We start from the raw sequence: 24,515 nt of genomic DNA on the forward strand, positions 1-24,515 counted from the left end.
TGCGGGGTTCACATCAGGGAGAAGTCGCGCTCGAAGCGCATCAGGTGCTGGCCGCCGTCCACCAGCAGCGTGGTGCCGGTGAGCGAGCGATTGTCCAGCGCGAAACGCACGGCGGCGGCCACGTCTTCCGGCGTGGACGAGCGGCCCAGCGGGCTCAGTGCGTGCATGCGCTCAAAGCGCTCGCCCGTCAGCAGATGGCTGGTGAGGGTGAGCCCCGGCGCCACGCCCACCACGCGCACGCGCGGCGCGAGCGCCATGGCTAGCATGGTGCCGGCGGCTTCCAGCGCGGCCTTGGAGAGGGTGTAGCTCAGGAAGTCCGGGTTCTGGTTCCACAGCTTCTGGTCCAGCAGGTTCACCACCGCGCCTTGCACGTCGGCTTCGCCCTCGGCGGCGCGCTGCTCCAGATGGGCATGCAGCGCCTGCGCCAGCAGCACCGGTGCGCCGGTGTTGCTGCGCAGGTGCTGCTCCAGCAGCGCGTAGCTGAAGCTGGCGGCCGTGTCGTGTTCGAACAGCGAGGCGCTGTTGACCACCGCATCCACCGCACCGAAGTGCGCCACCACGCGCGGCAACAGGGCGCGCACGGCCGCTTCATCGGCAAAATCAGCATCAAAATGCGCGCTAGCACCCGCCAGTTCTGCGCAAGCAGCTACGGTTTCAAGAGCGTCCTGTTGCGAAGACCGGTAATGCACGGCCACCTGCCAGCCCCCGGCCGCCAGCGCCAGCGCAATGCTGCGGCCCAGGCGCCGGGCGGCGCCTGTCACCAGCACGGTGCGGGGGCGGGCAGGAGAGGTCATTGGGGGGACAATCGGGCGCGTGACGAGCAAACCCACAATTTTACCGAGCACCCTGCAGACCCATGTCGCCAAGGCCATTGCCGAGGCGGGAGGCTGGATCGGCTTCGACCGGTTCATGGCGCTGGCGTTGTACACGCCGGGCCTGGGCTATTACGCGGGCGACCTGCCGAAGTTCGGCGCCATGCCCGCCAGCGGCAGCGACTTCGTGACCGCGCCCGAGCTGTCCCCCGTCTTCGGCCGCGTGCTGGCCCGCCAGGTGCGCGAGGCACTGGACGCCACCGCCACGGACGAGGTCTGGGAGTTTGGCGCCGGCAGCGGCGCGCTGGCCGCGCAGTTGCTGGGCGCGTTGGGCGACCGTGTGCGGCGCTACACCATCGTGGACCTGTCGGGCAGCCTGCGCGCACGCCAGCAGGCCACGCTGGCGGCCTGGGGCGACCGCGTGCACTGGGTTGACCGCCTGCCCGATCAGATGCAGGGCGTGGTGGTGGGCAACGAGGTGCTGGACGCCATGCCCGTGCAACTGCTGCAGCGCCGCGCGGGCCTGTGGCACGAGCGCGGCGTGGCCCTGAATGGCACGGAGGGTGGCTTCGTGTGGGAAGACCGTCCCACCCCGCTGCGCCCGCCGGTGGAGATCGACGGCCCGCACGACTACCTCACCGAGATCCACCCCCAGGGCGAGGCCTTCATGCGCACGCTGGCCCAGCACCTCGTGCGCGGCGCGGCCTTCCTGATCGATTACGGCTTTGGCGAGGACGAGTACTACCACCCCCAGCGGCACATGGGCACGCTGGTGTGCCACCGCGGGCACCAGGTGGATTCCGACCCGCTGGCGGACGTAGGCCTCAAGGACATCACCGCGCACGTCAACTTCACCGCGATGGCCCTGGCCGCGCAGGACGCGGGGTTGCAGGTGCTGGGCTACACGACGCAGGCGCACTTTCTCATCAACTGCGGTCTGCTATCCGAACTGGAGCAGTTGACGCAGACCCAGCGCGCCCAAGCGGCCAAGTTGATGATGGAGCACGAGATGGGCGAGCTGTTCAAGGTGCTGGCCGTGGGGGCCGCCGCGCCATGGCGGCCCATGGGCTTTGCGCAGGGTGACCGGAGCCACCGGCTCTGAGGTTTCTATAGATGGTTTGGTCCTCACGATCCGAGGGCAGCCTGGTGTTCGTGCTGGTGCATTCCGTGCTGTGGCCGCTGGCGCTCAACACGTACGCGGGCTTTCAAGGCGTGCCCGAAACGCTGCGCATGGCGGGGCGCAACTACGGCCTGAAGGGGCTGCGCTACGTGCTGCAACTGCTGGTGCCCGCGGCGCTGCCGTCCATCCTGTCGGGGTTGAAGATCGGCTGGGGCCTTCGCCTGGCGCACGCTGATCGCGGCGGAACTGGTGTTCGGCGCGTCTTCGGGGCAGGGCGGCCTGGGCTGGTACATCTTCCAGAACCGCAATGAGCTCTACACAGACAAGGTCTTCGCGGGCCTCGCCATAGTGATCGCCATCGGCCTGGCGGTGGAGAACCTGGGATTTCACACGCTGGAGCGCCTGACGGTGCGGCGCTGGGGCGTGCAGCGCTAGGGCCTGTGAACACTATGGAAGGGGATCGCATTGCCTCGCAAAGAAGGTGGATGCCAGGCGCTTGCGCGCCGCAAGGCTCGTGCCTTGCCAGCGCGGGCAACGCCGCAGACGGCCCCTTTGCGAGGCAACCCGAAGGGAAGCTCATGACAGCCCCCTCGGTGTTGCGTTCCTTGTGCGTGCGGGCGCACGCACTGCGTCACGCGCCTTGATGGGCAGGCTGTCATGAGCTTCGCGACTCCTTCCATCACAGGCCCTAGCGGCACGCCACGCGGGCTGCAGGCGCCTACACTCGGCCCATGCTGCGCTGGCTTCTCGTCGTCTTCCTCGCCCTGGTGCTCATCAACGGGCTCACCCCCTGGCTGCGCCGCCTGGGGCTGGGCCGGCTGCCGGGGGATTTTCAGTTCCGCCTCTTCGGGCGCGACTGGTTCATTCCGCTGGCCAGCACCGTGCTGCTGAGCTTCCTGCTCAGCCTAGCGGTCAAATGGTTGTGAGCCTTTTATGGCGCTAACCCTTGCTGGACAAGCGCGAGCAGCTATCAATTGAGATAAACGCTTTTGCCCTACAGCCGAGGCGGCCGCGGTTGCGCCATGATGGGCCCCATGCCGCAGCAACCTCCTACCTCCCAGTCGCCGGGCCTGCATGCCGGCGTGGACATTGGCGGCACCAAAGTGGCCGTGTGCCTGGCGGACCCTGCCAACGGCAGCGGGCCGCCGGTGTTGCTCACGCGCGTGGCGGAGCCCACCGCCAAGACCGGTGCGCCGGATGCGCTGGCCCAGCAGGTGCTTCGGCTGCTGGATGCCGCCTGCACGCGGCAGGGCATCACGCGTTCGGATCTGGCGGGTGTGGGCGTGGCGTCCTGCGGGCCATTCGTGCGACATGCGGGCATGGTCGAAGTGGTCAACCCCAACATCTGCGGAGGGCTCGCCGGTGCGCCGCGCGGCCTGGGCAACGACTGGACCCGGGTGCCGCTGCAGGCGCCCTTGGCGCAGGCGCTGCGCGCAGACCGCGTGCATGTTGCCAACGATGCCGTCGCCGCGCTGCAGGCCGAGCGGCTGTGGGGAGCGCTGCGGGGGGAGGACGATTGCGCCTACGTGACCTGGAGCACCGGCATCGGCGTCGGCCTGTGCGTGGACGGCTGCGTGCTGCGCGGCAAGAACGGCAACGCGGGCCATGCCGGCCACAGCTACGTGGGCGACCCCGACGCGGGCAGCGACGTGGCGCTGTGCGGCTGCGGTAACCAGGGCGATGTGGAGTCGCTGGTTGCGGGCAGTGCGCTGCCGCGCCGACTGGGCTGGGAGGCGCCCGCGCTGATGGCGGCGGCGGACGCGGGTGACGCTGCCGCGCTGGCCGAAGTGCAGGCGCTGTGCGTGCTGATGGGACGGCTGCTGTACAACCTGGTGGCCACGTTGGACCTGCGGCGCATCAGCCTGGGCGGTGCCGTGTTCCTGCACCACCAGGCGCTGCTGCTGCCGCTGCTGCGTGCGCAGCTGGCGCGCTACTTCCCCGCGCTCACCGCCGGGGTAGAGCTGGTGCCTGCGGGGCTGGGCGCCCAGGTGGGCGACTACGCGGCGTTGGCTCTGCTGCAGCAGCCGGGCTGAACTCCACAGCTGCAGCCTTGACCGGCTGGGGCGTGGCGGGGCCGCTGCGCGCAGGACGCGTGCACCCAAACAACCCTCAAGTGGCTGCCACGGCCCCAGCCGGCGCGGTGGCCGGCGGCGCAGCCTCGTCGCGCAGCGCCTGCAGGAAGCTGTTGCGCCACCAGTGCACGTCCTGGCGCTGGATGCGTTCCATGAGCCGTTCATGGCGCCACTGGCGCTCGGACAGCGGCATGCGCAGCGCGGTCTGGATCGCGTCGGCCATGCCCTGGGTGTCGTAGGGGTTGACCAGCAAGGCCTCCTTGAGTTGCTCGGCCGCGCCGGCAAAGCGCGACAGCACCAGCACGCCCGGGTCCTCGGGCTCTTGCGCCACCACGTATTCCTTGGCCACCAGGTTCATGCCGTCGCGCAGCGGCGTGACCAGCCCCACGCGTGCCGCGCGGCACAGGCCGGGCACGCGCTTGCGGGCGACGGTGCGGTGGATGTAGCGCAGCGGCATCCAGTCCAGATCGCCATAGTCGCCGTTGATGGCGCCGCACAGGCCCTCCAGCTCCTGGCGCAGGTCGGCATAGGCGTGCACGTCGTCGCGCGAGGGCGAGGCGATCATCACCAGTGTGGCGCTGTGCTCGTTCTCGGGGTAGCGTTCCAGCAGCTGGCGGAAGGCGCGCACGCGGTGCGGGATGCCCTTGGAGTAGTCCAGCCGGTCGATGCCCAGCAACAGTTGGCGGCGTGAATACTCCGCGCGCAGGGCTTCGCAGGTCTGCACGGCATCGGGTGCGCGGCCCAGGCGCTGGAACTCCTGCACATCGATGCCGATGGGGAAGGCCGCCACGCGCACGGTGGCGTTGAAGGCGCGCAGGCGCTGCCCGTCCAGCTCTTGCGCATGGGCTTCGTTGACCATGTAGCGTGTGAAGTGGACGACGTCGGCCTCGCTTTGCAGGCCCACCAGGTCGTAGGCAAAGAACGAACGCATCAGCCACTCGTGTTGCGGCAGCGCTGCGAGGATGAGCGGCGGCGGAACGGGCACATGCAGGAAAAATCCGATGCGCTGGCGGCAACCCAGCGCACGCAGCTCCGCCGCCAGCGGGATCAGGTGGTAGTCGTGCACCCAGATCACGTCGTCCTCGCGCAGCAGCGGCAGCAGCTTGCGCGCGAACATCTGGTTCACGCGGCGGTAGCCCTCGCTGTAATTGGCGCTGAAGTCGGCCAGGTCCAGCCGGTAGTGCAGCACCGGCCACAGCACGCTGTTGGCGTAGCCCTGGTAATAGGCCGCGTGGTCCGCCTTGCACAGGTCCACGGTGGCCAGGGTCACGTTGCCGGCTTGGTGTGTTTGCAACGCACCTTCGCCGGGCGTGCCGTCCCGGGTGACGGTGCCGCTCCAACCGAACCACAGGCCGCCCGTGCGTGCCAGCGCGTCGCCCAGGGCCACGGCCAGGCCGCCGGCAGCGCTCTTGCGCGGGTCGGCCAGGCGGTTGGAGATGACGACGAGTCGGCTCATGCAGGAAGGCTCCAGGTCAGATCACGCTGTCCCAGGGGGCGGACAGCCGCATGGCGGCATTGATGATGCCCACCATGGAATAGGTTTGAGGGAAGTTGCCCCACATCTCGCCCGTGGCGGCGTGGGTGTCTTCGGACAGCAGCCCCAGCGGGTTGCGCACGGCCAGCATGGCCTCGAAGATCTCCTGCGCCTGCTCGCGCCGGCCGGTGCGCGCCAGCGCGTCGATGCGCCAGAAGGTGCAGATGTTGAACGCGGTCTCGGGCTTGCCGAAGTCGTCCGCCGCTTCGTAGCGGCGCATGAAGGGGCCGTCGCACAGCGTGTGCTCCATGGCGTCCAGCGTGCTCACGAAGCGCGGATCGGTGGGGTGGATCAGGCCCACCTCGGCCATCAGCAGCACGCTGGCGTCCAGCTCGCTGCCGCCAAAGCTCTCGGCAAACACCTGGCGCTGGGCGTGCCACGAGCGCTCCAGGATTTCGCCATGCATGCGCTGCGCATGTTGCTGCCAGTAATGGGCGCGCTCGGGCAGTTGCAGGGCGCGTGCGATCTTGGCCAGCCGGTCGCAGGCCGCCCAGCTCATGAGGGCTGATGAGGTGTGGATGCGCGCGCGCGTGCGCAGCTCCCACATGCCCGCGTCGGGCTTGCCGTACACCTGCACGGCCAGCTCGCCCACGCGCTCCAGGCGCTCGAACTCTGCGGCTCCGGCGGGGTGCAGCAGCCGCCGGTCGTGGAAGGACTGCGCCGCGCCCAGCACGATGTTGCCGTACACGTCGTGCTGGAAGTGCTCTGCCGCCTGGTTGCCCACGCGCACCGGGCCCATGCCGCGGTAGCCGGCCAAGTGGGGCAGGACGGATTCGGGCAGCTCGTGCTCCAGCCCGATGCCGTACAGCGGCTGAATGTGGCCGCTGCCAGTTTTGGCCACGATGTTGCCGAGCCAGCGCAGGTAGTCCTCCATGGTGCCCACTTCCGACAGGCTGTTGAGCGCGCGCACCACGAAGAACGCGTCGCGCAGCCAGCAGTAGCGGTAATCCCAGTTGCGGCCGCTGTGCGCGGATTCGGGGATGCTCGTGGTCATCGCCGCGACGATGGCGCCCGTGTCCTCGAACAGCGACATCTTCAGCGTGATGGCCGAGCGGATCACGGCCTCCTGCCACTGCAGCGGCAGATGCAGGCGCTGGGTCCAGTGCTTCCAGTACGACACGGTCTCTTGCTCATAGTGGCGTGCGGTGTCGCCAATGCCGCCGGAGAGCGTTTCGTCTGCACCGAGCAGGAAGTTGTATTCGCGCCCCGCTACAAAGGGTTCCCCCGAGAGCACGTAGGCCACAGGCGCGTCGGTGTTCAGCCGCAGCGTGAAGTCGCCCCCCACGTAGCGGATGTGGTTGCTGCCGCGCGTGAGGGCGGGCAGGGCCATGCCCCAGTCGTAGCGCGGCTGTACCAGCACGCGGATGCGCGGGGCCCCGCGCACCGGTCGCACGCGGCGCACCAGCATCACGGGGCGAAAGGCGCGAGAACGTGCGAAGAAGCGCGGGCAGAAGTCGGTCACCTCCAGGCAATTGCCATGCGCGTCGGTCAGGTGCGTGCGCAGCACGGCGGTATTGGGCTCGTACCACTGCTCGCTGCGGGCGAAGTCCTCCAGCTCGATGGCGAAGCGGCTGCCATCGGGGCCGGGCTGGACCAGCGCATTGAACACCGGGTCGCCGTCAAAGCGTGGCATGCAGCTCCAGACAATGCAGGCGCGCGCATCCACCAGCGCGCTGATGGTGCAATTGCCGATCATTCCCAGCGCCAGTGACGGTGCGGCCATGGCGGTGGCGCCCACGTGAGGTGCTTTGCTCGTCATGTGATCTCCTCGCCCACGGCCTGCTGCAGCCATTGGCGCACGGCGGCGGGCGTGGCCAGCCGCGCGTGGGCGCGCGTGGCGCCTTCGCCCACCTTGATGCCCAGCCCCCCCAGCGACTGTGCGGCGGCAAAGCCGGCTTCGTCCGTCACGTCGTCACCCACGAACAGCGGCGCGCGCCCGGCGAAGGGAGCCAGGCGCATGAAGTCCGTGATCGCGCGACCCTTGTCCGGCCCCACGGGCTTGATCTCGTACACGAACTTGCCGTGCAGCAACTCGGCCCCCGGCACCTCGCGCAGCGCCTGTGTGATCGCCTGCAGGCACAGCGCCTGCAATTGCGGCGCCTGTCGGTAGTGCAGCGCCAGGCCGGCGCTCTTGGCCTCCAGCAGCAACTCGGGGTGCTGCGCCATCAGCGGGCGCAGCGCGGCCAGCAGCGGCTGCAGTGGCAGCGCCGGCAGGCCGCCGCTGCGCCCGTTGCCGAGGCGGTACTGCGCGCCATGCTCGCAGGCCACGGGCAGGCGCAGCGGGTCCAAAAAATGGTCGATATCGGCCATGGTGCGGCCGGTGACGATGGCCAGCGCCCCCTCCAGCCGCACATGCAGTGCTTGCAGGCAGTCCACCACACCGGGCGGCAGCTGCACGGCATGCGGCTGTGCGGCAATGTCGGCCAGCGTGCCGTCGAAGTCGAGGAACAGGGCGTGGCGGGAAGTCGGCAGAGGCGGCGTGGGCATCGCCCGCAACCTTAACCCTGCACGTGCGCGGCCACTGTAGGCCGGTTACCCGCAGGGCCGTAGGCATTGAAAACCTGACCCCTCGCCCGCAATTTGCCAGGTATCGCCAATCCACGCGAGGCCCTGCCCATGAGTTCCCCCGAAGCACTGCATGTCGTCTGCCCCCACTGCCACACCACCAACCGCGTGCAGGCTGCGCAACTGGGCAGTGCGCCCGACTGCGGCAGCTGCCACCGGCCGCTGTTCACGGGCGAACCGCTGGCGCTGGATGCGGCCAGCTTCGACCGGCACGTAGCGCGCAGCCACCTGCCGGTGGTGGTGGACTTCTGGGCGCCGTGGTGCGGCCCCTGCCGCCAGATGGCGCCAGCCTTCGCGCAGGCTGCGCGCGAGTTGGAGCCGCGCATGCGGCTGGCCAAGCTGGATACCGAGGCGCACCCCGCGATCGCGGCGCGCTACGGCATCCGCAGCATCCCGACGATGATCCTGTTTCGCGGCGGACAGGAGGCAGCGCGCATCTCTGGTGCGCTGGGTGCGGCCGATATCGCGCGCTGGGTGCAGTCGGTGTAAGGCGCTGCGGAACCAACCCTCGCGTGGCGCTCGCGCCTGTTGTGGGGCCGCGGTGCTGACGATTCGCCATACGGATGGCTGTTGCTGCGTATCCGCAGTCAATCCTCACCGGGGCGAGGCATCACAGGTGCTCAGCCAGCGTTGCCCCGAGGCTCTGGGGCAGGCTGCGCGGTGGCATGAAGCCAGTCGGCCACGGCCTGTACGCGGGCGGCGTGAATCATCTCGCCCACCTTGGGGCCGCTCAGGCCCAGTTGCGCAGCGTGCGCAGCCACGCTGCTGGTGGTGACCGACTGCACGGCCGCGAGCGCGGCGTTGATGCGCGCGCGCTGCGGGTAGGGCCGATCGGCAAAACCCAGGCGTCCGCGCGCATCGCATTCACAGGCCAGCAGGATTTCGTCCAGCCGCGCGGGTTTGCGGATGGCGTCGCAGCGCTCCAGCAGGCGCACCAGCGCGGCCGCGCCCAGGTCGCCGCTGCGGTGGATGTTGCCGTGCTCGCGCGCCACCACGTCGGCCAGTTCGCGGCATTCCACCGGCACGCGCAAGCGTTCGCACACGGCCTTGAGCAGCCGCGCGCTGCGCTGCTCATGGCCGATATGGCGCGGCAGCACGTCGTGCGGCGTGGTGCCTTTTCCCAAGTCGTGCGTGAGGCAGGCGAAGCGCACGGTGAGCGGGGCCTGCAAATGGGCTGCCATGTCCAGCACCATCATCAGGTGCACGCCGGTGTCCACCTCGGGGTGGTACTCGGGGCGCTGGGGTACGCCCCACAGGCGCTCGACCTCGGGCAGCACCACGGCCAGCGCGCCGCAGTCGCGCAGCACGTCGAACATGCGCGAGGGCTGCGGCTCCATGAGCCCGCGCGCCAGCTCCTGCCACACGCGCTCGGGCACCAGGTGGTCGGCCTCGCCGTCGTGCACCATCTCGCGCATGAGCTGCATCGTCTCGGGCGCCACGGTGAAGTCGGTGAAACGCGCCGCAAAGCGCGCCACGCGCAGGATGCGCACCGGGTCCTCGCGGAAGGAGTCGGTCACATGGCGCAGTACCCGCGCTTGCAGGTCGCGCGCGCCGCCATAAGGGTCGAACAGGTCTTCAGCGCCCGTCCAGTCAGCGCTGGCAGCTATTGCATTGATAGTAAGGTCGCGCCGTGACAGGTCTTCTTCCAGTGTCACGTCGGGCGACGTCTGCACCACGAAGCCGCGGTAGCCGCGCCCGCTCTTGCGCTCGGTGCGCGCCAGCGCGTATTCCTCGCGCGTCTCGGGGTGGAGGAAGACGGGGAAGTCGCGCCCCACGGGCAGGTAGCCGCGTGCCACCATGTCGTCGGGCGTGGCGCCGACGACGACCCAGTCGTGGTCATTGACGGGGCGGCCCAACAGCCGGTCGCGCACGGCGCCGCCCACCATGTAAATCTGCATGGGGGCAGTGTATTCAACCTGGAATCGGTCGCTGTCCGCACGTCATCGCCAGGACTGCCGCACCGCTGGACGAGGCAGGGCGCAGGTGGTAGTAGCCGAAGCATTCTTCGCTGCGCAGATCATCCTCGTCGATGCCGGCGTCGTCCGCCGCGCGCAGCGTGCGACCACGGCAGGTTTGCAGGGGCAACCCGCAGGCTTGTCCAGGTGAAAAGCCATGGTGCCCTCGGCCAGCGGGACGCGGGCACGCAGGTGGATGGTGTCGTCGGCCGTGGTGCAAGCCTTTCGGCGCGTTGGCCTGACTGGTGATTACGCCACCTCTACAACCAGGTGGGGGTTGAACCGCGCGTTCTCCACCTGCCCATCCTTGGCATAGCCGCGCGGGTTGCACAGCACGCGTGTGCCGTGCAGCCGGTAGTCGAAGCTGTCGTGCGTGTGCCCATGCACCCATAGCCGCGCGCCGCTGCCCTCGACCAGGGCCTGTGCGTCGGACACGAAGGCGGCGTTGATGGGCGAGCCCGCAAAGCGCGGGTGGATGCTGCATGGCGAAGGCGCGTGGTGGGTGATGACCACGGTGGGGCCGGCAAAGGGCTGGGCGAGTTCGCGCGCCAGCCAGCGGGCGTTGGCGTCGAACAGTTCGGCCGCATGCTGCGGCGTGAAGAGCGCCCCGCCGTCTTCACCACCCGCGCGTATGCGGCTGAAGTCGCGCATGAACTGCTGGGCCTGGGCCATGGCCTCGGTGCGGGCGGCGCCATCGCCGGCCACGCGGAAGTCGCTCCACAGCGTGCTGCCGATGAAGCGCACGCCCTGCAGCACCAGGCTGCGGTTGTCCAGCAGGTGCACGGGGCCGCCCTCGCACAGACGGCGCAGCTCTTGCGCGGTGTCCTGCAGGCTGGAGCCGTAGAACTCGTGGTTGCCCGGCACGTACAGCACCGGCTTGGCGAAGCCCTGGGCCCAGGCCACGGCGGCCGCGGGGCGGGCAATGTCGCCCGCGAGGATCACCACATCCGCGTCGGTGCGCGGGTGCTCCATGCCCTGCACGCCCAGGTGCAGGTCGGACAGGATGTGCAGTTTCATGGCACTGCGCCGGCGGGCTAGGGCCTGTTCACACTATTTTTGCCAGATGCGTTGCGATCAAAAAGGGCCAGGCGCAAGGCGCCAAACGAAGCTGGGGTGCTACCCCAGCGAGGCTTGGCAACGCCGCGAATGGCCCTTTTTGATCGCAACCCGGAGGGAACGGAGTGAAAACCGCGCCATTCGTCGTTGCCCTCCTAGCCAAGGCCCCGGCCTTGGCGTCGTCACGCGCCTAGATTGGCGCGGTTTTCACGCCATTCGCACTGGCAAAAATAGTGTGAACAGGCCCTAGCCGCGCCGTGCGCGGTAGGGCTCGTCGAACGGCACGAAGTCCTGCTCGGCCAGTGCGCCGTCGATCCAGGCCTTCACGCCCGGCAACTGCTGCACGCGCTGCACATAGGCGGTGATGCGTTCAGGCACGGGCAGGGCAAAGGTGGCCAGACGCATGCACACCGGCGCATAGAACGCGTCGGCAATGCTGAACTGGCCGAACAGCATGGGGCCGCCGTACTGGTCCAGCAGCTCGCTCCACATGTCCACCAGGCGCTGCACGTCGGCGCGCACGGCGGGCTGGTCGCGCCACACGATCTCGCCCACTTCGGGCAGGCGGGCCTCGATGTTCATGCCGCAGTGGCTGCGCAGCGCGCCGAAGCCGCTGTGCATCTCGGCCACCACGCTGCGGGCGCGGGCGCGCGCGGCCTTGTCCTGGGGCCACAGATGCTTGTCGGGGTACTGCTCGGCCAGGTATTCGGCGATGGCCAGGCTGTCCCAGACGGTGATGTCCCCATCCACCAGCACGGGCACCTTGGCCACGGGGGTGACGGCCTTGAGCTGCCGCTTGAACTGCGAATTGGCATCGAAGCTGTCAAAGCGCACGGGCACTTCCTCGAACGCGATGCCGGCCTGGCGCAGCAGCACCCAGGGGCGCATGGACCAGGAGGAGTAGTTCTTGTTGCCGATGTAGAGCTGGAGCATGACGGAATTCCTTTCCCGGTGAAATGGCTGTGGGGCTACCTGTCCGACGGCCGCACAGCAGGCCGGGTCCGCAGATGACGCGTAAGTGCCCCCCGCCGCGCGGCCGCACAGGGGATGTCACCCTCACACTGGCCCCACCACCGCGTTGTTGTTCAGGACGGCGCCAAGCGGCAGGTCGTGCGCATCGGGCTCGAGGTCGCCCAGACAGCCATGCGCGAAGCCGGCGCCCCTGCTGGTGCCAGCTTACCGCGCGCTGCCCGCAGGTCATCGGCATCTGCCCGTGAATCAGCGCTTGCAGCAGGTGCTGACGCCGTTGGTTCTATTGGCCGAGCGCCGCGGATTTTTTGAAGTCAGGGTGAACTTTGCCCCAGAATGTCCAGCACGGGCCAGCCTTTGGTCAAGGCATGTTGCAGCAACTGCTTGTCCGGATTCACCGCGACCGGGTGGCCCACCGCGCTGAGCAGCGGCAAGTCGTTGATCGAATCGCTGTAAAACCAGGCTGAGTCCAGCGCGTTTTCGGGAAGGTCTTGTTCTTGCAGCCATGCCTGTATGCGTGCCAGCTTGCCGTCGCGCATGTTGGGTGTGCCGCGAACTTCCCCGGTGAACACATCGTTAGCTAGCGCCAATTCGGTAGACAGAAACTGCGCAAACCCCAGTTCGGCGGCGGTTCGCTCGGCAATGACACGGTTGCTGGCGGTGGTGAGCACCGGGGTATGGCCGGCACGGCGGTGTGAGTCCACCAGGGCGCGTGCCGTTGGCGGCAAGCGGGGCATGATTTCTTCGGCCAGAAACCGGTCTTGCCAGTGCGCCCATTCGGATGGAGTGCGATTGGCCAGCAGACGGGCATAAAAGCCGCTGTACGCTTCGACGCTGACCTTGCCCGAACCATAGTCAGCCAGCATTTGCGCGTTGCGTTGCTGGATGTCGGCATTTACGAGACCGTGGCGCACGAGGAAGCGACACCACAGGTCATCGCTGTCGCCATCCAGCAAGGTGTGATCCAGGTCGAATAGGGCCAGTGCAGTCATGTTGGTTTGCCGTGTCTGCGCAGGTGATCCGTGGGGCGGATGCGTGCGGTTTCGGACATCCGCCACGCCAAGAGGTAGGGTGGTGTTGTCACAAAGGCCAGTCCGTGCCGAAGGTTTCAACGTAGCTCGAGTGTGTGCACAGACCATGCAAAGGAGACCAGCGGTGCAGTGAAATTTTGGGAGGCTCAAGCCGCGCCCGCAGCGGCGCTCCAGGGCGCAAATCGAGCGCGATCTGATGCGCCACCGAGGGCGCTACGTGCACTGGAGCGCCGCCAAGCTGCATTTGCACGGCGCGGTGCAGGTGGCCACACAACACTCCCTGGATCAAGCCATGGCGGCGGATCAACGCTGCGAATTCATCGCAACCGGACACCAGGCTGCAGGCATCCATGGCTTCGATGCCGGTGGCCAGAGGTGGATGGTGCATGAAGATCAGCACCGGCTCCCCTTTGCAAGCGTCCAGGGTGCGGGCCAGCCAGGAAAGCTGCGCGGCATCCAGCATGCCGTGCGATTGCCGGGGCACCACCGTGTCGAGTGCCACGAGATGCAGGCCCTGGTGCTGCAGGTGATAGCAGCATGCATCGCCAGGGCTGTCCGCCCCTGCCGGCATGTACGGTGCGAGGGCTTCGCGTGCCCTGAGGGGGTCGTCATGGTTGCCCGGCACGGCATAGACCGGCATTTGCAAGGGAGCCAACGCATCGGCTACCACCGCATATTCGGCGGCGCTGCCATGCTCGGTCAGATCGCCGGTCAGGATCACTAGGTCCGGGCTGGGTTGCAGCAGCGCGACGTGCGCCACCGCCCGGCGCAACGCGGACTCCGTGTCGATGCGCCCGTTCAAAAAATTCGGGCCCGTGCCGATGTGGCAATCCGACAGCTGGGCGATTAGCAAAGGGTTGAGCATGTGGGCTGAGTTTAGGCTTATTTCAATAAAATCCACAAAAATTATTGTGAAATTGCAATATTTTGTGGATTTAACGTGTTTGTCATGATCTGCAAAGAACATGCGGGCTGGTTTTCGTGCGTTGTGTTACCTCCCCCATGTCCTGAAGGAGTCGTGTCATGTCTCGTTTCACCCCCTCAATGCCTCGCCCGGCTGCAGAAGTCTCTTCTGCGCGCCGTCAGTTTCTCAAGAGCAGCGCGAGCGTGTCGGCTGCTGCAATGCTGGGCGGCATGCCCCTGTTTGCCTCCGGGCAACAACAGGTCAAGCTGGCCTTCATGTACCCGGTGGGTGTCTCGGGTGACATCAATCGCCTGGTCTCCAAAATGATCAGCAGCTTCAATGCTGCGCACAGTGACATTCAGGTCGAAGCCATCTACGCAGGCAGCTACGACAACACTGAGCAGAAGGTGATGACGGCGCTGGGTGTAGGCGACCCGCCGGCCAGCTGGCTTCCGATCAACTCCATGCTCACGACGTTCCTGGGCATGGACGCGCTGGAGGACGTGACTGCACTGGCCAAGGCCGATGACATCTTCCAGGACTTCATGCCAGGTTTCCTGGGCACCTGCATGTCGGACAACAAGCTCTATGGCCTGCCTTTCCAGTGCAGCACGCCGGTGCTGTACTACAACAAGGCGGCTTTCGAGAAGGCTGGCATCAAGGCCGCCCCCACCAACTGGAGTGAGCTTGAGGCGGCCGCCAAGGCTTTGAGCGTGCGCCAGGGCGACACCGTGTCGCAGTGGGGTCTGACGATTGGCGGTGGTTGGCACGACTGGATTTTCGAGAGTTTCGTGCGCCAGAACGGACTGGTGTTCTGGACCAAGGACAAGGTCGCCTTTGATGCGCCCGAGAGCCTGCATGCGCTGGAGTTCTGGCTGCGCATGGCGCAGGCCAAGTTGATGCCTGGGGCCTCCACCTGGGAGAGCTCGGCCAACGACTTCATGGCAGGGCGCACGGCAATGCTCTACCACTCCACCGGTTCGATGACCAACATCCTGAAGTCCGCCTCGTTCCCGGTGGGCGTGGTGCCCATGCCCAAGGGCAAGCAACTGGGCTCCACCATGGGCGGTGGGCCGATCCTGATTGCTAAGAAGCAGCCTGACGCCCACAAGCGCGCTGCATGGACCTTTGCCCGCTGGATGACCAACACGCAGAACCAGGCGCAATGGTGCATCGACACCGGTTATCTGGCTGCCCGCAAGTCGTCCTGGGAGACTCCGGCGCTCAAGGCACATGTGGCCAAGTTGCCTGAGGCGCGCACTGCGTTCGTGACGGCAGAAGTGGCTGGCGCTTTCTTGCAGGTGCCGGGGTACCACAAGGTGCGCGCACACCTGCAAAGTGCGATCGACCGCACGCTCGCCGGTGAATTGAAGCCCGACGCCGCGCTGCGCGAAGCCACTGCCAAGTCCAACCTTGAAATCCAGCGCCTGATTCGCCGGCGCGGCTGATGACACCATGAGCAAGCTCCTGGCCGACACCCGGGAAACCATGTCCGCGAGCTGGCGCCGCCAGCGGCGGCGCGAACTCATCACCGCCGCGGTGATGCTCGCGCCCTCGCTGGTTTTCCTGGCTGTATTCACGTACTGGCCCATCATCCGGTCGCTGATCTACGGGTTCTTCGACGTGCAACTCGGCTCACCCGAGATATTTTTTGTCGGCTGGGAGAATTACGCGCGGTTGTGGAACGACGCATTGTTCTGGCAGTCGCTGCGCAACACCGTGGTCTACATGGTTGTGACCGTGCCTACTTCAATCGGTCTGGCGCTGGTGCTGGCCGTGGCCCTGGATCGCCGGCTCAGCGCAACGGCGCTGTACCGGTCCACATTCTTTTACCCGGTGATGATCCCGTCCGTTGCCGCCGGGATGGTGTGGGTGTTTTTGTACGCTCCGGGCTATGGCCCCATCAACGGCTTGATGGAGTTGCTGGGACTGCCCAAGCTGGAGTGGCTGTACGACAGTCAGTGGGCCTTGCCAGCCATCATTTTCATGAGCATCTGGAAATACGCCGGGTACTTCATGCTGATTCTGCTGGCCGCGCTGCAACTGGTGCCGCGTGACCTTCATGAGGCAGCCCGGCTCGACGGTGTCTCCGGCTTCAGGCAACTGGTTCACATCACTGTGCCGCTGATCTCGCCCACCCTGTACTTTGTGGTGATCATTGGCGTGCTGCATTCGTACCAGATTTTTGACTATGTGTTCGTAATGACGCAGGGCGGCCCCGCCGATGCCACCAACGTGCTGACTTTCTACATCTATCAGAACGCCTTCCAGTTCCAGGACATCGGCACTGCATCGGCAATCGCCAATATTTTGCTGCTGGTTGTCATCGGGCTGATTGGCATCGTGGCCGTCACGCTGGGGCGCCGCGTTCACTACATGGGGCGTTGAACATGACAGCCACCCGACTCCTGTTTGCCCGCTCGCGCTGGATGCACTGGCTGCTGCTGCCGGCCATGCTGCTGTGGCTCAGTCCGCTGGTGTGGATGATCGTTACCTCATTCAAGACGCGCGCCGAAATTTTCGACCCTGCCGCCGGCCTGCTGCCGCAGGTGCTGCAGTGGAAGAACTACCCGGCGGCATTGGCGGTGGCCCCGTTTGGCACCTATTTGCTCAACTCATTGCTCGTGACGGGCGGCATCCTGCTAGCGCAGCTGACCACGATCACGCTGGCCGCCTACGCGTTCGCGCGGCTGCGTTTTCCTGGGCGAGACTTGTTGTTCGGCCTCTTTTTGCTGCAGGTGATGTTCCCCATCTACGCTACCTTCCTCACCAACTTCATCACTGTGCGCGAACTCGGTTTGCTCAACAGCCTGTGGGCGCTGCTGGTGCCCTTCATCGCCAGTGGCTACGGCACCTTCATGCTGCGCCAGGCATTTCGCCAGGTGCCACAAGACCTCGCCGACGCGGCGCGGCTGGACGGCTGCGGCCACTGGGCCACGCTGTGGCATGTCTACCTGCCGCTGGTCAAGCCCACTCTGGTGGCTTTCGGCATGATTTCAGTGGTGACGCACTGGAACGACTATATGTGGCCCTTGCTGGTCACCAACAGCGAGGCGGTACGCACCCTACCGATCGGTCTGGGCCTGCTGGCCAAAGCCGACAGTGGTGCCGACTGGCCGCGCCTCATGGCAGCCACCATGGTGGTCATTGCGCCGCTGATGCTGCTGTTTCTGATCTTCCAGCGCCGCTTTGTCGACAGCTTCATGCACGCTGGCCTCAAATAACCCATCGCCATATCATTCAAGACCATGTCTGCCATTTCCCTGCAGGGCATCAGCAAGCGCTACCCAGACCATGTTGCCGTGGAACGACTCGACCTCGAAGTGCAGGCGGGCGAGTTCATGGTGCTGGTCGGTCCTTCGGGTTGCGGCAAATCCACCACGCTCCGCATGATCGCCGGTCTGGAGGACATCAGCGAGGGCCGGCTCCTGATTGCTGATCGCGATGTGACCCATGCCGAACCGCACGAGCGTGACATCGCCATGGTCTTCCAGTCCTACGCGCTGTATCCGCACATGACGGTCTACATGAACATGGCCTTCGGTCTGCTGCGCACCAGCAAACTTTCGCGCAGCGAAGTGGATCAGCGCGTGCAGGAAGCAGCCGGGCGGCTGCAGATCTCCGATTTGCTGCAGCGCCGGCCCAACGAACTCTCCGGCGGCCAGCGCCAGCGTGTGGCTATCGGCCGCGCGCTGGTGCGCAAACCCAAGGTGTTTCTGTTTGACGAACCGCTGTCCAATCTCGACGCCAAGCTGCGCACTCACATGCGCGCCGAACTCGAGCGCTTGCATGCGGAGTTGGGCATCACCATCGTGTATGTCACGCACGACCAGGTGGAGGCCATGACGCTGGGCACGCGCATTGCCGTGATGGACAAAGGCCGTTTGCGCCAGGTGGGCGCCCCGATGGAGGTGTACCGGCGGCCTGCTGACCGCTTTGTGGCTTCCTTCATCGGATCGCCGGAGATGAACTTCTTGCCGGTGCCCGATGGCATGCCCGCGGCCCGCGCCTGGCTGAACGATCGCTACGGCAGCGCGGCGCTGCAGCCCGGTGCGGTGCTGGGCCTGCGGCCTGAAGAGTTGAGCATCTCGGCCAGCGCAGCGCCTGATGTGCCGCTGGGCTGGTCGGGGCTGGTGCAGCGCGTCGAGCGCCTGGGCGCCGAGGCTTATGCTCAGATACGGCTGGGTGGCGGGGATGTGCTGGTGCGCACCGAAGCTGACGCAGCCTTGGCGCCTGATCAATCCATCGAGCTCACGCCGGATTTGTCGCGGCTGCGGGTTTTTGACGGGTCGACAGGCGCGGCGCTTGCGGCACAAGGTTGACGCAATGACCCCGCCTCCCATTTTGAGCACGCGCCAAGAACGCATCGTGGAGATCTTGCGGGCAACGCCGTCGATTGGCACGGTGGAGCTCGCGCAGCGGCTGGGTGTTTCGGGCGAAACCGTACGGCGCGACCTGCAGGCCCTGGCAGACGAAGGCATTGTGCAGAAATTCCACGGTGGCGTGAGCCTGCACCGAGATGTGCAGGAGTCGCCGTTCCAGTTGCGTTTGCGCAGCAATGTGGCCATCAAACGCCGACTCGCGCGGCAGGTTTCGGCCTTGTTGCCGGACGGTGCCAGCCTCGTGCTGGACAACAGCAGCACCGCATGTTTCATTGCGGAGGCATTGGCAGAACGGCGCGGGTTGACTGTGGCGACGCCATCCCTCGAGGTGGCGCGAACGCTGGCACAAGGCGGTGAGCGCCACACGGTGATGCTTCCTGGCGGCACGCTGCGCAGCAGCGACCTGACCCTGGCTGGGGCCAATGCTGTGCGTTTTGCGACCCAGTTGCACCCCGACTACCTGGTGGTCTCGGTGGCGTCGCTCAGCTCGCGTGGCGGTTGCCTGGACTTTGACCCCTTCGAAGTAGAGTTCAAACAGGCCGTCTGCCTACATGCGGGCACGGTCATCGTGGTGGCCGATAGCAGCAAATTCGAGGCGCCTGGCCTCATTACCAGCCTGCCCTGGGACCAGGTGCAGGTGTTGGTGACTGACCAGACGCTCCCCGCGGCTCTGCTCAACGCAACCCAAAAGGTGCGGGTGGTTGTGGTGGGTAGCGCAGCGCAGGCATAAGGCGCACCCGGACGACCAGGGGTGCCATGGGCGCTGCTCTGGGGCTTCATCAAACCGGCCACACCACCCCGTTGTCGTTCAGGATGGCGTCCAGCGGCAGATCGTGTGCCTCGGGCTCGAAGTCGTCCAGGTAGCCGTGGGTGAACCCCAGGCCCACGGTGGCGGGGCGGGGCTGCAGCGCAGCCAGCGTGCGGTCGTAGAAGCCCCCGCCGTAGCCCAGGCGGTAGCCGCCCGGGCCGTAGCCCACGCAGGGCACGAACAGCAGCGTGGGGTGGATGAGCTCGGTGTCCTTGGGCTTGGGGATGCCGTAGGCGTCTTCCTCCATGGGGCAGCCGGGATACCAGGCGTGGAAGGTGAGCGTCTTGTGCACCTTGTCCACCACGGGCAGGCCGATGCGGCGCAGCTGGGGCTCGTCCAGCAACTCGCCATCTTCCTTCCAGCGGTGCAGCGCGGGCAGCGGATCGAACTCACCCTTGATCGGCCAGTAGGCGCCGATGATGGTGTCCGGGCGGTCCACCAGCCAGATGCGCATCACGCGTTGCAACTGGTCGGCGCGCTGCAGGCGGTCCGGCAGATTCAGGCGCTGTTCTACCAATGCGCGGCGCAGGGCTGCTTTGTCCATCACATAATCCCCCAATGCTTTGGATGAAGATTCTGACACCGCTGATCGCCGGCGCTGCGCTGGCCACCGCCGCACCGTGGGCCGGGGCGCAAAACCGCGGCGATGACACCGTCCTGGAGATGCAAAAGGCCTTCCGCAAGGGCGACAAGCAGAGGCTTGCCGCGCTGCTGCCGGGCGCGCGCGGCCATGCCCTGGAGCCCTGGGCCGCGTACTGGGAACTGCGTGCGCGGCTGGAGGAGGCCCAACCCTCCGAAGTGACCGCCTTCCTGCAGCGCTGGGCTGGCACCTACCAGGAAGACCGCCTGCGCAACGACTGGCTGCTGCTGCTGGGCCAACGCCGCGACTGGGACCAGTTCGCAGAATTTCACCCGCAGTTCCGCATGGGCGATGACCGCGAAGTGCATTGCTACGCGCTCGCGATCGAGCAGATCAAGGGCACGGCCGCCGAGAGTGCCGGCGCCGAGATGCTGCGCCACTGGTATGCGCTGCGCGAGCTGGACGACGGCTGCTCCAGTGCCGCCGCCGAGATGCTGGCCGCCAAGAAAATCAAGCCCCTGGACGTGTGGCGCAAGGCGCGTCTGGGCGCAGAGGCCAACCGCCTGCGCGTGGTGCGCAAGGCGGTGGAAATCGTCGCGCCCGATGCGCTGCCGCAACTGCGCGAGGCGCTGGATTCGCCCACCAAGTACCTCACGGGCCGCGCCACGGCGCGTGGCAAGGAGCGCCAGGAACTGGTGGTGCTGGCGCTGACCCGCATGGCCATGAGCGATGTCGCCAACGCCGCCAGCCTGCTGGACAGCAAATGGGGGCCGCACCTGTCGGCCGAGGAGCGCAACTGGCTCTGGGGCCTGATCGGCAAGCAGGCCGCCACGGCGCTGTCGCCCGATGCGCTCAGCTACTACGCCAACGTGGGCCGCGATGCCGACCTGACCGACGACATGCTGGCCTGGCGCGCGCGCGCCGCGCTGCGGGCCGGGCAATGGAAGCTGGTGGGCCGCAGCATCGATGCCATGAGCCCCGCGGCGCGCCAGGAAAGCGTCTGGACGTACTGGAAGGCGCGCGCCCTCATGGCCAACCGTCCCGGCGACGAGGATCGTGCGGCCGCGCGCCAGCTGTATGCGCGCATCGCCGGCACCACGGGTTTTTATGAACAGCTGGCGCTGGAGGAGCTGGGCGAGCGCGTCACGCCGCCCCCGGCGCCCGCACCGCTGACCGAGGAAGAAAAAGCCACCGCGCGCGCCAACCCCGGCCTGAACCGTGCGCTGTACGCCATCCTGATGGGCCTGCGCAGCGAAGGCGTGCGCGAGTGGAACTACACCACCAACCTGCACACCCCTGGCGGCATGGGCGAGCGCGAGCTGCTGGCGGCGGCCGACTTCGCCTGCCAGCGCGAGGTGTGGGACCGCTGCATCAACACCAGCGAGCGCACCAAGGGCGTGATCGACGCGGCGCAGCGCTTTCCGATGCCGTTCCGCTCCGCCGTGGTGGAGCGCGCGCGCGGCATCGGGCTGGACCCGGCCTATGTCTATGGCCTGATCCGCCAGGAAAGCCGCTTCATCATGGATGCCCGCTCGGGCGTGGGCGCGTCGGGCCTGATGCAGGTGATGCCCGCCACCGCGCGCTGGACGGCGCGCAAGATCGGCCTGGAGGGCTTCTCCCCCCAGCAGCTCTACGACCGCGACACCAACATCACCATCGGCACCGCCTATCTGAAGCTGGCGCTGGACGACTTCGACGGTTCCATGCCCCTGGCGGCGGCAGCCTACAACGCCGGCCCGGGCCGCCCGCGCAACTGGCGCAACGGCCCGGTGCTGGACGCGGCCATCTGGGCCGAGAACGTGCCCTTCAGCGAGACGCGCGACTATGTGAAGAAGGTGCTGGCCAATACGGTGAACTACGCCGCCATCCTCACCGGCCAGCCGCAGTCGCTCAAGAGCCGGCTGGGCACCGTGGGCCCGCGCGACGCGCGCGCGCCGGAGCCGAACAAGGATCTGCCTTGAATCTGCCTTGAGGGCCTGCTGCGCTATATAAAAAGGAGCTTTTAGCGCTTGCAGGGTAAGCGCTGGAGCCATTTTTCATGCCACATCGTCACCCCGCGGCGGCGCCTTGCGGCCGGTGACCATGGCGCGCACCAGGTTCTCGCGGTGCTGCAGGCAGGTCCATAGCACACCGCCCACATGCAGGGCCACGCAGGCCAGCAGGGCCCAGCCCAGGGACTGGTGCAGGTGGGCCAGCCAGCCATAGCCCCAGAACCGGTCGGTGGTGTAGAGCCAGCCCGTGAAGCCCAGCAACGCCATGATCGCCAGCAGTGCCAGCACCATCCAGGCGCCCAGCGGGTTGTGGCCGAGGTAGCGCGGCGCATGGCCCGCCAGCGCCAGGCGCGCATAGGCCAGCGTGGCCGCAGGCGTGCGCACGAACTGGGCGAAGCGCGCATAGCGGCTGCCGCCGAATCCCCACGCCACGCGCGCGGCCAGCAGGGCCAGGGCCACGTAGCCCACGCGCTCGTGCAGCGGACCGGTGTCGTCGCTGCTCCACCAGGCCATGGCCACGCACGCGGCCAGGCCCCAGTGCAGCAGGCGCACGGGCCGGTCCCACACGCGCAGCGGTGCGCCAGCGGCGCGCGCACCGTCAGTCTTGAACGCGCTCAAGCGTCTTGGGGTCGAAGAAGGCTTCCACGCGCTTGCCCTGCGGGTCTTTGCCGTAGACCTCGTAGCAGGTTTCGGTCTTTTCCATGCGGCGCACGGTCCAGCCTTCCTTCACGAGCTTCTGCTCCAGCTCGGTGTGCGGTCGCCATTCGGCGGGGGGATGCTCGGGGCAGGTGACCTTGCCGTGGGCGAAGGCGCTGCTGGCCGAGACGGCGAGCGCCAGGGCGGCGATGTGCGGGATCCAGGATGTCATGCGGGGCTCTCTTTCTTGGCGGGAAGGAATGGGTTGCGGTGATCGTTCGCCGGTGTGCTCAGGGCCTGGCCCAGCGGCGCAGCAGGTTGTGGTACACGCCCGTGAGCTGTACCAGGCGCGGGTCGTCGGGCGCCACCAGCGGCGTGAGTTGCTGGATGGACTGGTCCAGGTCGAACAGCAGCGTGCGCTCGCCCTCGTCCTGCACCAGGCTCTCGATCCAGAAGAACGATGCCACGCGCGCGCCGCGCGTGACGGGCGTGACGCGGTGCAGGCTGCTGGAGGGGTACAGCACCATGTCGCCGGCGGCCAGCTTCACGGCCTGCACGCCGAAGGGGCCCTCCACCTCCAGCTCGCCGCCGTCGTATTCCTCGGGCTCGGCCAGGAACAGCGTGGCCGACAGGTCGGTGCGCATCTGCTGGTGGCTGCCGGGCAGGAACATGAGCGCGCTGTCCACGTGCGCGCCGTAGGTGCCGCCGTCGGCGTAGCGGTTGAACTTCGGCGGGTAGATGGTGCGCGGCAGCGCGGCGCTGATGAACAGCGGCGTGCTGCTCAGCCGGCGCAGGATGTGCTGGCCCAGGCGCTGGCAGAGTTCGCTGCCGTCGGTGATCTGCTGGTTGCGCTTGACGCTCTTGGCCAGCGTGCCGGCGGTGGCGGCGCCGTCCTCCCAGGCGGCGGCGTCCAGTTGGGCGCGAAAGTCGCGCACCTCCGTCTTGGAGAGGACCTGGTCGATGGAGATCAGCATGGTGGTTGCGGTGTGAGGCAATTGGGGGTGATGTCGCAGAGCTGGGCACAGCCGGCCTGGGCCATGCAGGCGTGCAGCTCCTCGGTCAGCAGCTGCAGCATGTGGGCCACGCCCAGCGCACCCGCCACGGCCAGGGCGTACATCTGCAGGCGGCCGATGAGCACGGCGTCGGCCCCCAGTGCCAGGGCCTTGAAGGCGTCGGCGCCGCTGCGCACGCCGCCGTCCAGCAGCACGGGGTAGCCCTCGCCCACGGCGGCGCGCACGGCGGGCAGGCGATGCAGGGACGCGGGTGCCCCGTCCAGGCTGCGCCCGCCGTGGTTGGAGACGATGAGGCCGGCCGCGCCCGCCGCCTGCAGCGCGCGGGCGTCGTCGGGGTGCATGACGCCCTTGATCCATACGGGCAGGCGGGTCTCGCCCAGCAGCCAGCGCAGGTCGTCCCAGGTAGGGGCGTGGCGCATGGCGCCCTGGAAGATGCGGCTGTCGTCCGCGCCCAGTACGGGCGGCGCGGGCGGTGGGTAGGCCGCCAGGTTGGCGGGCGTGCAGTCGGCGGGCATCACAAAACCCGCCTGCAGCGCGCTGCGGCTGGCCAGCTGGATGCTGGCGTCCAGCGTGAGCACGATGGCGCGGTAGCCCGCGGCCTCGGCGCGGCGCAGTAGGGCGAGCGTGTGTTCTCGCTCGGGCTGCAGGTACAGCTGGAACCAGCGCGCGGGGCCGGCGGCACCCGCGATTGCCTCCAGCGTGCACGATGACAGCGTGCTGGCCACCAGGCAGGTGCCCGTGGCCTGGGCGGCGCGGGCGGTGGCGACTTCTGCCTCGGAGTGGGCCAGGCGCTGGTGCGCCACCGGGGCCAGCAGCAGCGGGTGGGGCAGGTCCAGCCCACCCAGCGTGAGCCGCGTGTGGCCGCCGCGCACGTCGCGCAGCAGGCGCGGCACGATGGCCCAGGCGGTGAAGGCGGCGCGGTTGGCGGCCACCGTGCGGTCCCAGCCGCAGCCGCCGGCCACATAGGCAAGACGGCCCGCGTCCATGTGCTGGGGCGCGAGCCGCTCGTAGTCGATGGCGTTCCAGACGCCTGCGGGAATATGTGGTGTCATCAAATTTGATAGCTGCCAGCGCTTGTCCATCAAGC

The 24,515-nt window shown here is 67.4% G+C and carries 25 protein-coding genes and 1 pseudogene; 11 read left to right on the forward strand and 15 right to left on the reverse strand.

All coding sequences use genetic code 11. The annotated features are described in order from the left end of the window. Window positions 1-8: 8 nt before the first annotated feature. Window positions 9-794 carry an SDR family oxidoreductase gene (locus K2L43_RS02655; RefSeq protein ID WP_220638449.1) on the reverse strand — a complete coding sequence of 262 codons (786 nt, stop codon included), beginning with the start codon at window positions 792-794 and terminating at the stop codon, window positions 9-11. A gap of 115 nt (window positions 795-909) precedes the next feature. Here K2L43_RS02655 and K2L43_RS02660 point away from each other — a divergent pair, with 115 nt between their 5' ends. From K2L43_RS02660 to K2L43_RS02675, 4 genes and pseudogenes are all read left to right on the forward strand, one after another. Further along, window positions 910-1,914, forward strand: a complete 1,005-nt coding sequence (locus tag K2L43_RS02660) for a class I SAM-dependent methyltransferase (RefSeq protein ID WP_370633107.1) — start codon at window positions 910-912, stop codon at window positions 1,912-1,914. A gap of 32 nt (window positions 1,915-1,946) precedes the next feature. Beyond that, a pseudogene (locus K2L43_RS02665) lies at window positions 1,947-2,367 on the forward strand (ABC transporter permease); the annotation flags it as partial. 296 nt (window positions 2,368-2,663) lie between these two features. Continuing rightward, complete coding sequence (locus K2L43_RS02670; RefSeq protein ID WP_011803958.1) at window positions 2,664-2,858, forward strand: DUF2905 domain-containing protein; 195 nt, start codon at window positions 2,664-2,666, stop codon at window positions 2,856-2,858. Window positions 2,859-2,954: 96 nt separating this feature from the next. Next, entirely contained in the window at window positions 2,955-3,965 is a 1,011-nt protein-coding gene (locus K2L43_RS02675) for an ROK family protein (protein ID WP_220638450.1), read from the forward strand. Between the two features lie 76 nt (window positions 3,966-4,041). On the opposite strand, the gene otsA is transcribed toward K2L43_RS02675, so the two are convergent. The 3 genes from otsA to otsB are packed head-to-tail and all read right to left on the reverse strand — an operon-like array spanning window position 4,042 to window position 8,025. After that, complete coding sequence (otsA, locus tag K2L43_RS02680) at window positions 4,042-5,460, reverse strand: alpha,alpha-trehalose-phosphate synthase (UDP-forming) (RefSeq protein WP_220638451.1); 1,419 nt, start codon at window positions 5,458-5,460, stop codon at window positions 4,042-4,044. Between the two features lie 16 nt (window positions 5,461-5,476). Further along, window positions 5,477-7,297, reverse strand: a complete 1,821-nt coding sequence (locus K2L43_RS02685; RefSeq protein ID WP_103738529.1) for a glycoside hydrolase family 15 protein — start codon at window positions 7,295-7,297, stop codon at window positions 5,477-5,479. Then, window positions 7,294-8,025 carry a trehalose-phosphatase gene (otsB, locus tag K2L43_RS02690; RefSeq protein ID WP_220638452.1) on the reverse strand — a complete coding sequence of 244 codons (732 nt, stop codon included), beginning with the start codon at window positions 8,023-8,025 and terminating at the stop codon, window positions 7,294-7,296. Before otsB ends, K2L43_RS02685 begins: the two co-directional genes overlap by 4 nt. A gap of 129 nt (window positions 8,026-8,154) precedes the next feature. Here otsB and trxC point away from each other — a divergent pair, with 129 nt between their 5' ends. Continuing rightward, window positions 8,155-8,592: a thioredoxin TrxC gene (trxC, locus tag K2L43_RS02695; RefSeq protein ID WP_011803963.1), complete on the forward strand. Its 438-nt coding sequence runs from the start codon at window positions 8,155-8,157 to the stop codon at window positions 8,590-8,592. A 131-nt stretch (window positions 8,593-8,723) separates the two neighbouring features. On the opposite strand, the gene K2L43_RS02700 is transcribed toward trxC, so the two are convergent. The 6 genes from K2L43_RS02700 to K2L43_RS02725 all read right to left on the reverse strand — a co-directional run bounded on the left by K2L43_RS02700 (window position 8,724) and on the right by K2L43_RS02725 (window position 14,081). After that, on the reverse strand, window positions 8,724-10,001 hold the full coding sequence (locus K2L43_RS02700; protein WP_012655550.1) for a multifunctional CCA addition/repair protein: 1,278 nt from the start codon (window positions 9,999-10,001) through the stop codon (window positions 8,724-8,726). Between the two features lie 13 nt (window positions 10,002-10,014). Then, window positions 10,015-10,188 carry a hypothetical protein gene (locus tag K2L43_RS02705; RefSeq protein ID WP_220638453.1) on the reverse strand — a complete coding sequence of 58 codons (174 nt, stop codon included), beginning with the start codon at window positions 10,186-10,188 and terminating at the stop codon, window positions 10,015-10,017. Between the two features lie 119 nt (window positions 10,189-10,307). Continuing rightward, window positions 10,308-11,075 carry a metallophosphoesterase gene (locus K2L43_RS02710; RefSeq protein WP_220638454.1) on the reverse strand — a complete coding sequence of 256 codons (768 nt, stop codon included), beginning with the start codon at window positions 11,073-11,075 and terminating at the stop codon, window positions 10,308-10,310. 285 nt (window positions 11,076-11,360) lie between these two features. Continuing rightward, window positions 11,361-12,047, reverse strand: a complete 687-nt coding sequence (locus K2L43_RS02715; protein WP_220638455.1) for a glutathione S-transferase family protein — start codon at window positions 12,045-12,047, stop codon at window positions 11,361-11,363. 350 nt (window positions 12,048-12,397) lie between these two features. Beyond that, a complete protein-coding gene (locus tag K2L43_RS02720; protein WP_220638456.1) occupies window positions 12,398-13,075 on the reverse strand; it encodes an HAD family phosphatase in 678 nt (225 codons plus the stop codon). A gap of 88 nt (window positions 13,076-13,163) precedes the next feature. Next, window positions 13,164-14,081 (reverse strand): phosphodiesterase, encoded by a 918-nt coding sequence (locus K2L43_RS02725; protein ID WP_220638457.1) that lies wholly within the window; start codon window positions 14,079-14,081, stop codon window positions 13,164-13,166. Between the two features lie 56 nt (window positions 14,082-14,137). Here K2L43_RS02725 and K2L43_RS02730 point away from each other — a divergent pair, with 56 nt between their 5' ends. Genes K2L43_RS02730 through K2L43_RS02750 form a run of 5 tightly spaced genes read left to right on the forward strand, consistent with a single transcriptional unit; the run spans window position 14,138 to window position 19,130 of the window. Then, window positions 14,138-15,466: an ABC transporter substrate-binding protein gene (locus K2L43_RS02730; RefSeq protein WP_220638458.1), complete on the forward strand. Its 1,329-nt coding sequence runs from the start codon at window positions 14,138-14,140 to the stop codon at window positions 15,464-15,466. Between the two features lie 7 nt (window positions 15,467-15,473). After that, complete coding sequence (locus tag K2L43_RS02735; RefSeq protein ID WP_220638459.1) at window positions 15,474-16,406, forward strand: carbohydrate ABC transporter permease; 933 nt, start codon at window positions 15,474-15,476, stop codon at window positions 16,404-16,406. Window positions 16,407-16,408: 2 nt separating this feature from the next. Beyond that, window positions 16,409-17,242 (forward strand): carbohydrate ABC transporter permease, encoded by an 834-nt coding sequence (locus K2L43_RS02740; RefSeq protein ID WP_220638460.1) that lies wholly within the window; start codon window positions 16,409-16,411, stop codon window positions 17,240-17,242. Window positions 17,243-17,266: 24 nt separating this feature from the next. Then, on the forward strand, window positions 17,267-18,340 hold the full coding sequence (locus K2L43_RS02745) for an ABC transporter ATP-binding protein (protein ID WP_220638461.1): 1,074 nt from the start codon (window positions 17,267-17,269) through the stop codon (window positions 18,338-18,340). A 4-nt stretch (window positions 18,341-18,344) separates the two neighbouring features. Beyond that, window positions 18,345-19,130 (forward strand): DeoR/GlpR family DNA-binding transcription regulator, encoded by a 786-nt coding sequence (locus tag K2L43_RS02750; protein ID WP_220638462.1) that lies wholly within the window; start codon window positions 18,345-18,347, stop codon window positions 19,128-19,130. A gap of 49 nt (window positions 19,131-19,179) precedes the next feature. On the opposite strand, the gene K2L43_RS02755 is transcribed toward K2L43_RS02750, so the two are convergent. Continuing rightward, window positions 19,180-19,752: a 5-formyltetrahydrofolate cyclo-ligase gene (locus K2L43_RS02755; RefSeq protein ID WP_103738534.1), complete on the reverse strand. Its 573-nt coding sequence runs from the start codon at window positions 19,750-19,752 to the stop codon at window positions 19,180-19,182. Window positions 19,753-19,766: 14 nt separating this feature from the next. Between K2L43_RS02755 and K2L43_RS02760 the strand changes: the two genes are divergently transcribed. After that, the gene (locus K2L43_RS02760; protein WP_220638463.1) at window positions 19,767-21,749 is read left to right on the forward strand and encodes a lytic transglycosylase domain-containing protein; all 1,983 of its coding nucleotides are present in this window, start codon (window positions 19,767-19,769) and stop codon (window positions 21,747-21,749) included. Between the two features lie 75 nt (window positions 21,750-21,824). Here K2L43_RS02760 and K2L43_RS02765 read toward each other — a convergent pair whose 3' ends face one another. From K2L43_RS02765 to K2L43_RS02780, 4 genes are read right to left on the reverse strand one after another with little or no spacing between them, the layout of a single operon-like run. Continuing rightward, entirely contained in the window at window positions 21,825-22,397 is a 573-nt protein-coding gene (locus K2L43_RS02765; protein WP_011803969.1) for a cytochrome b/b6 domain-containing protein, read from the reverse strand. Next, the gene (locus K2L43_RS02770) at window positions 22,378-22,647 is read right to left on the reverse strand and encodes a PepSY domain-containing protein (protein ID WP_011803970.1); all 270 of its coding nucleotides are present in this window, start codon (window positions 22,645-22,647) and stop codon (window positions 22,378-22,380) included. Before K2L43_RS02770 ends, K2L43_RS02765 begins: the two co-directional genes overlap by 20 nt. A gap of 58 nt (window positions 22,648-22,705) precedes the next feature. After that, window positions 22,706-23,389, reverse strand: coding sequence for a Fe2+-dependent dioxygenase (locus K2L43_RS02775; protein WP_196994455.1), 684 nt, complete (start codon window positions 23,387-23,389; stop codon window positions 22,706-22,708). Then, window positions 23,383-24,480: an alpha-hydroxy acid oxidase gene (locus tag K2L43_RS02780; protein ID WP_220638464.1), complete on the reverse strand. Its 1,098-nt coding sequence runs from the start codon at window positions 24,478-24,480 to the stop codon at window positions 23,383-23,385. The genes K2L43_RS02775 and K2L43_RS02780 overlap by 7 nt, the downstream gene beginning before the upstream one ends. Window positions 24,481-24,515: the final 35 nt, after the last annotated feature.

Source organism: Diaphorobacter sp. MNS-0 (assembly GCF_019602835.1).
Taxonomy (GTDB): Bacteria; Pseudomonadota; Gammaproteobacteria; order Burkholderiales; family Burkholderiaceae_C; genus Diaphorobacter; species Diaphorobacter nitroreducens.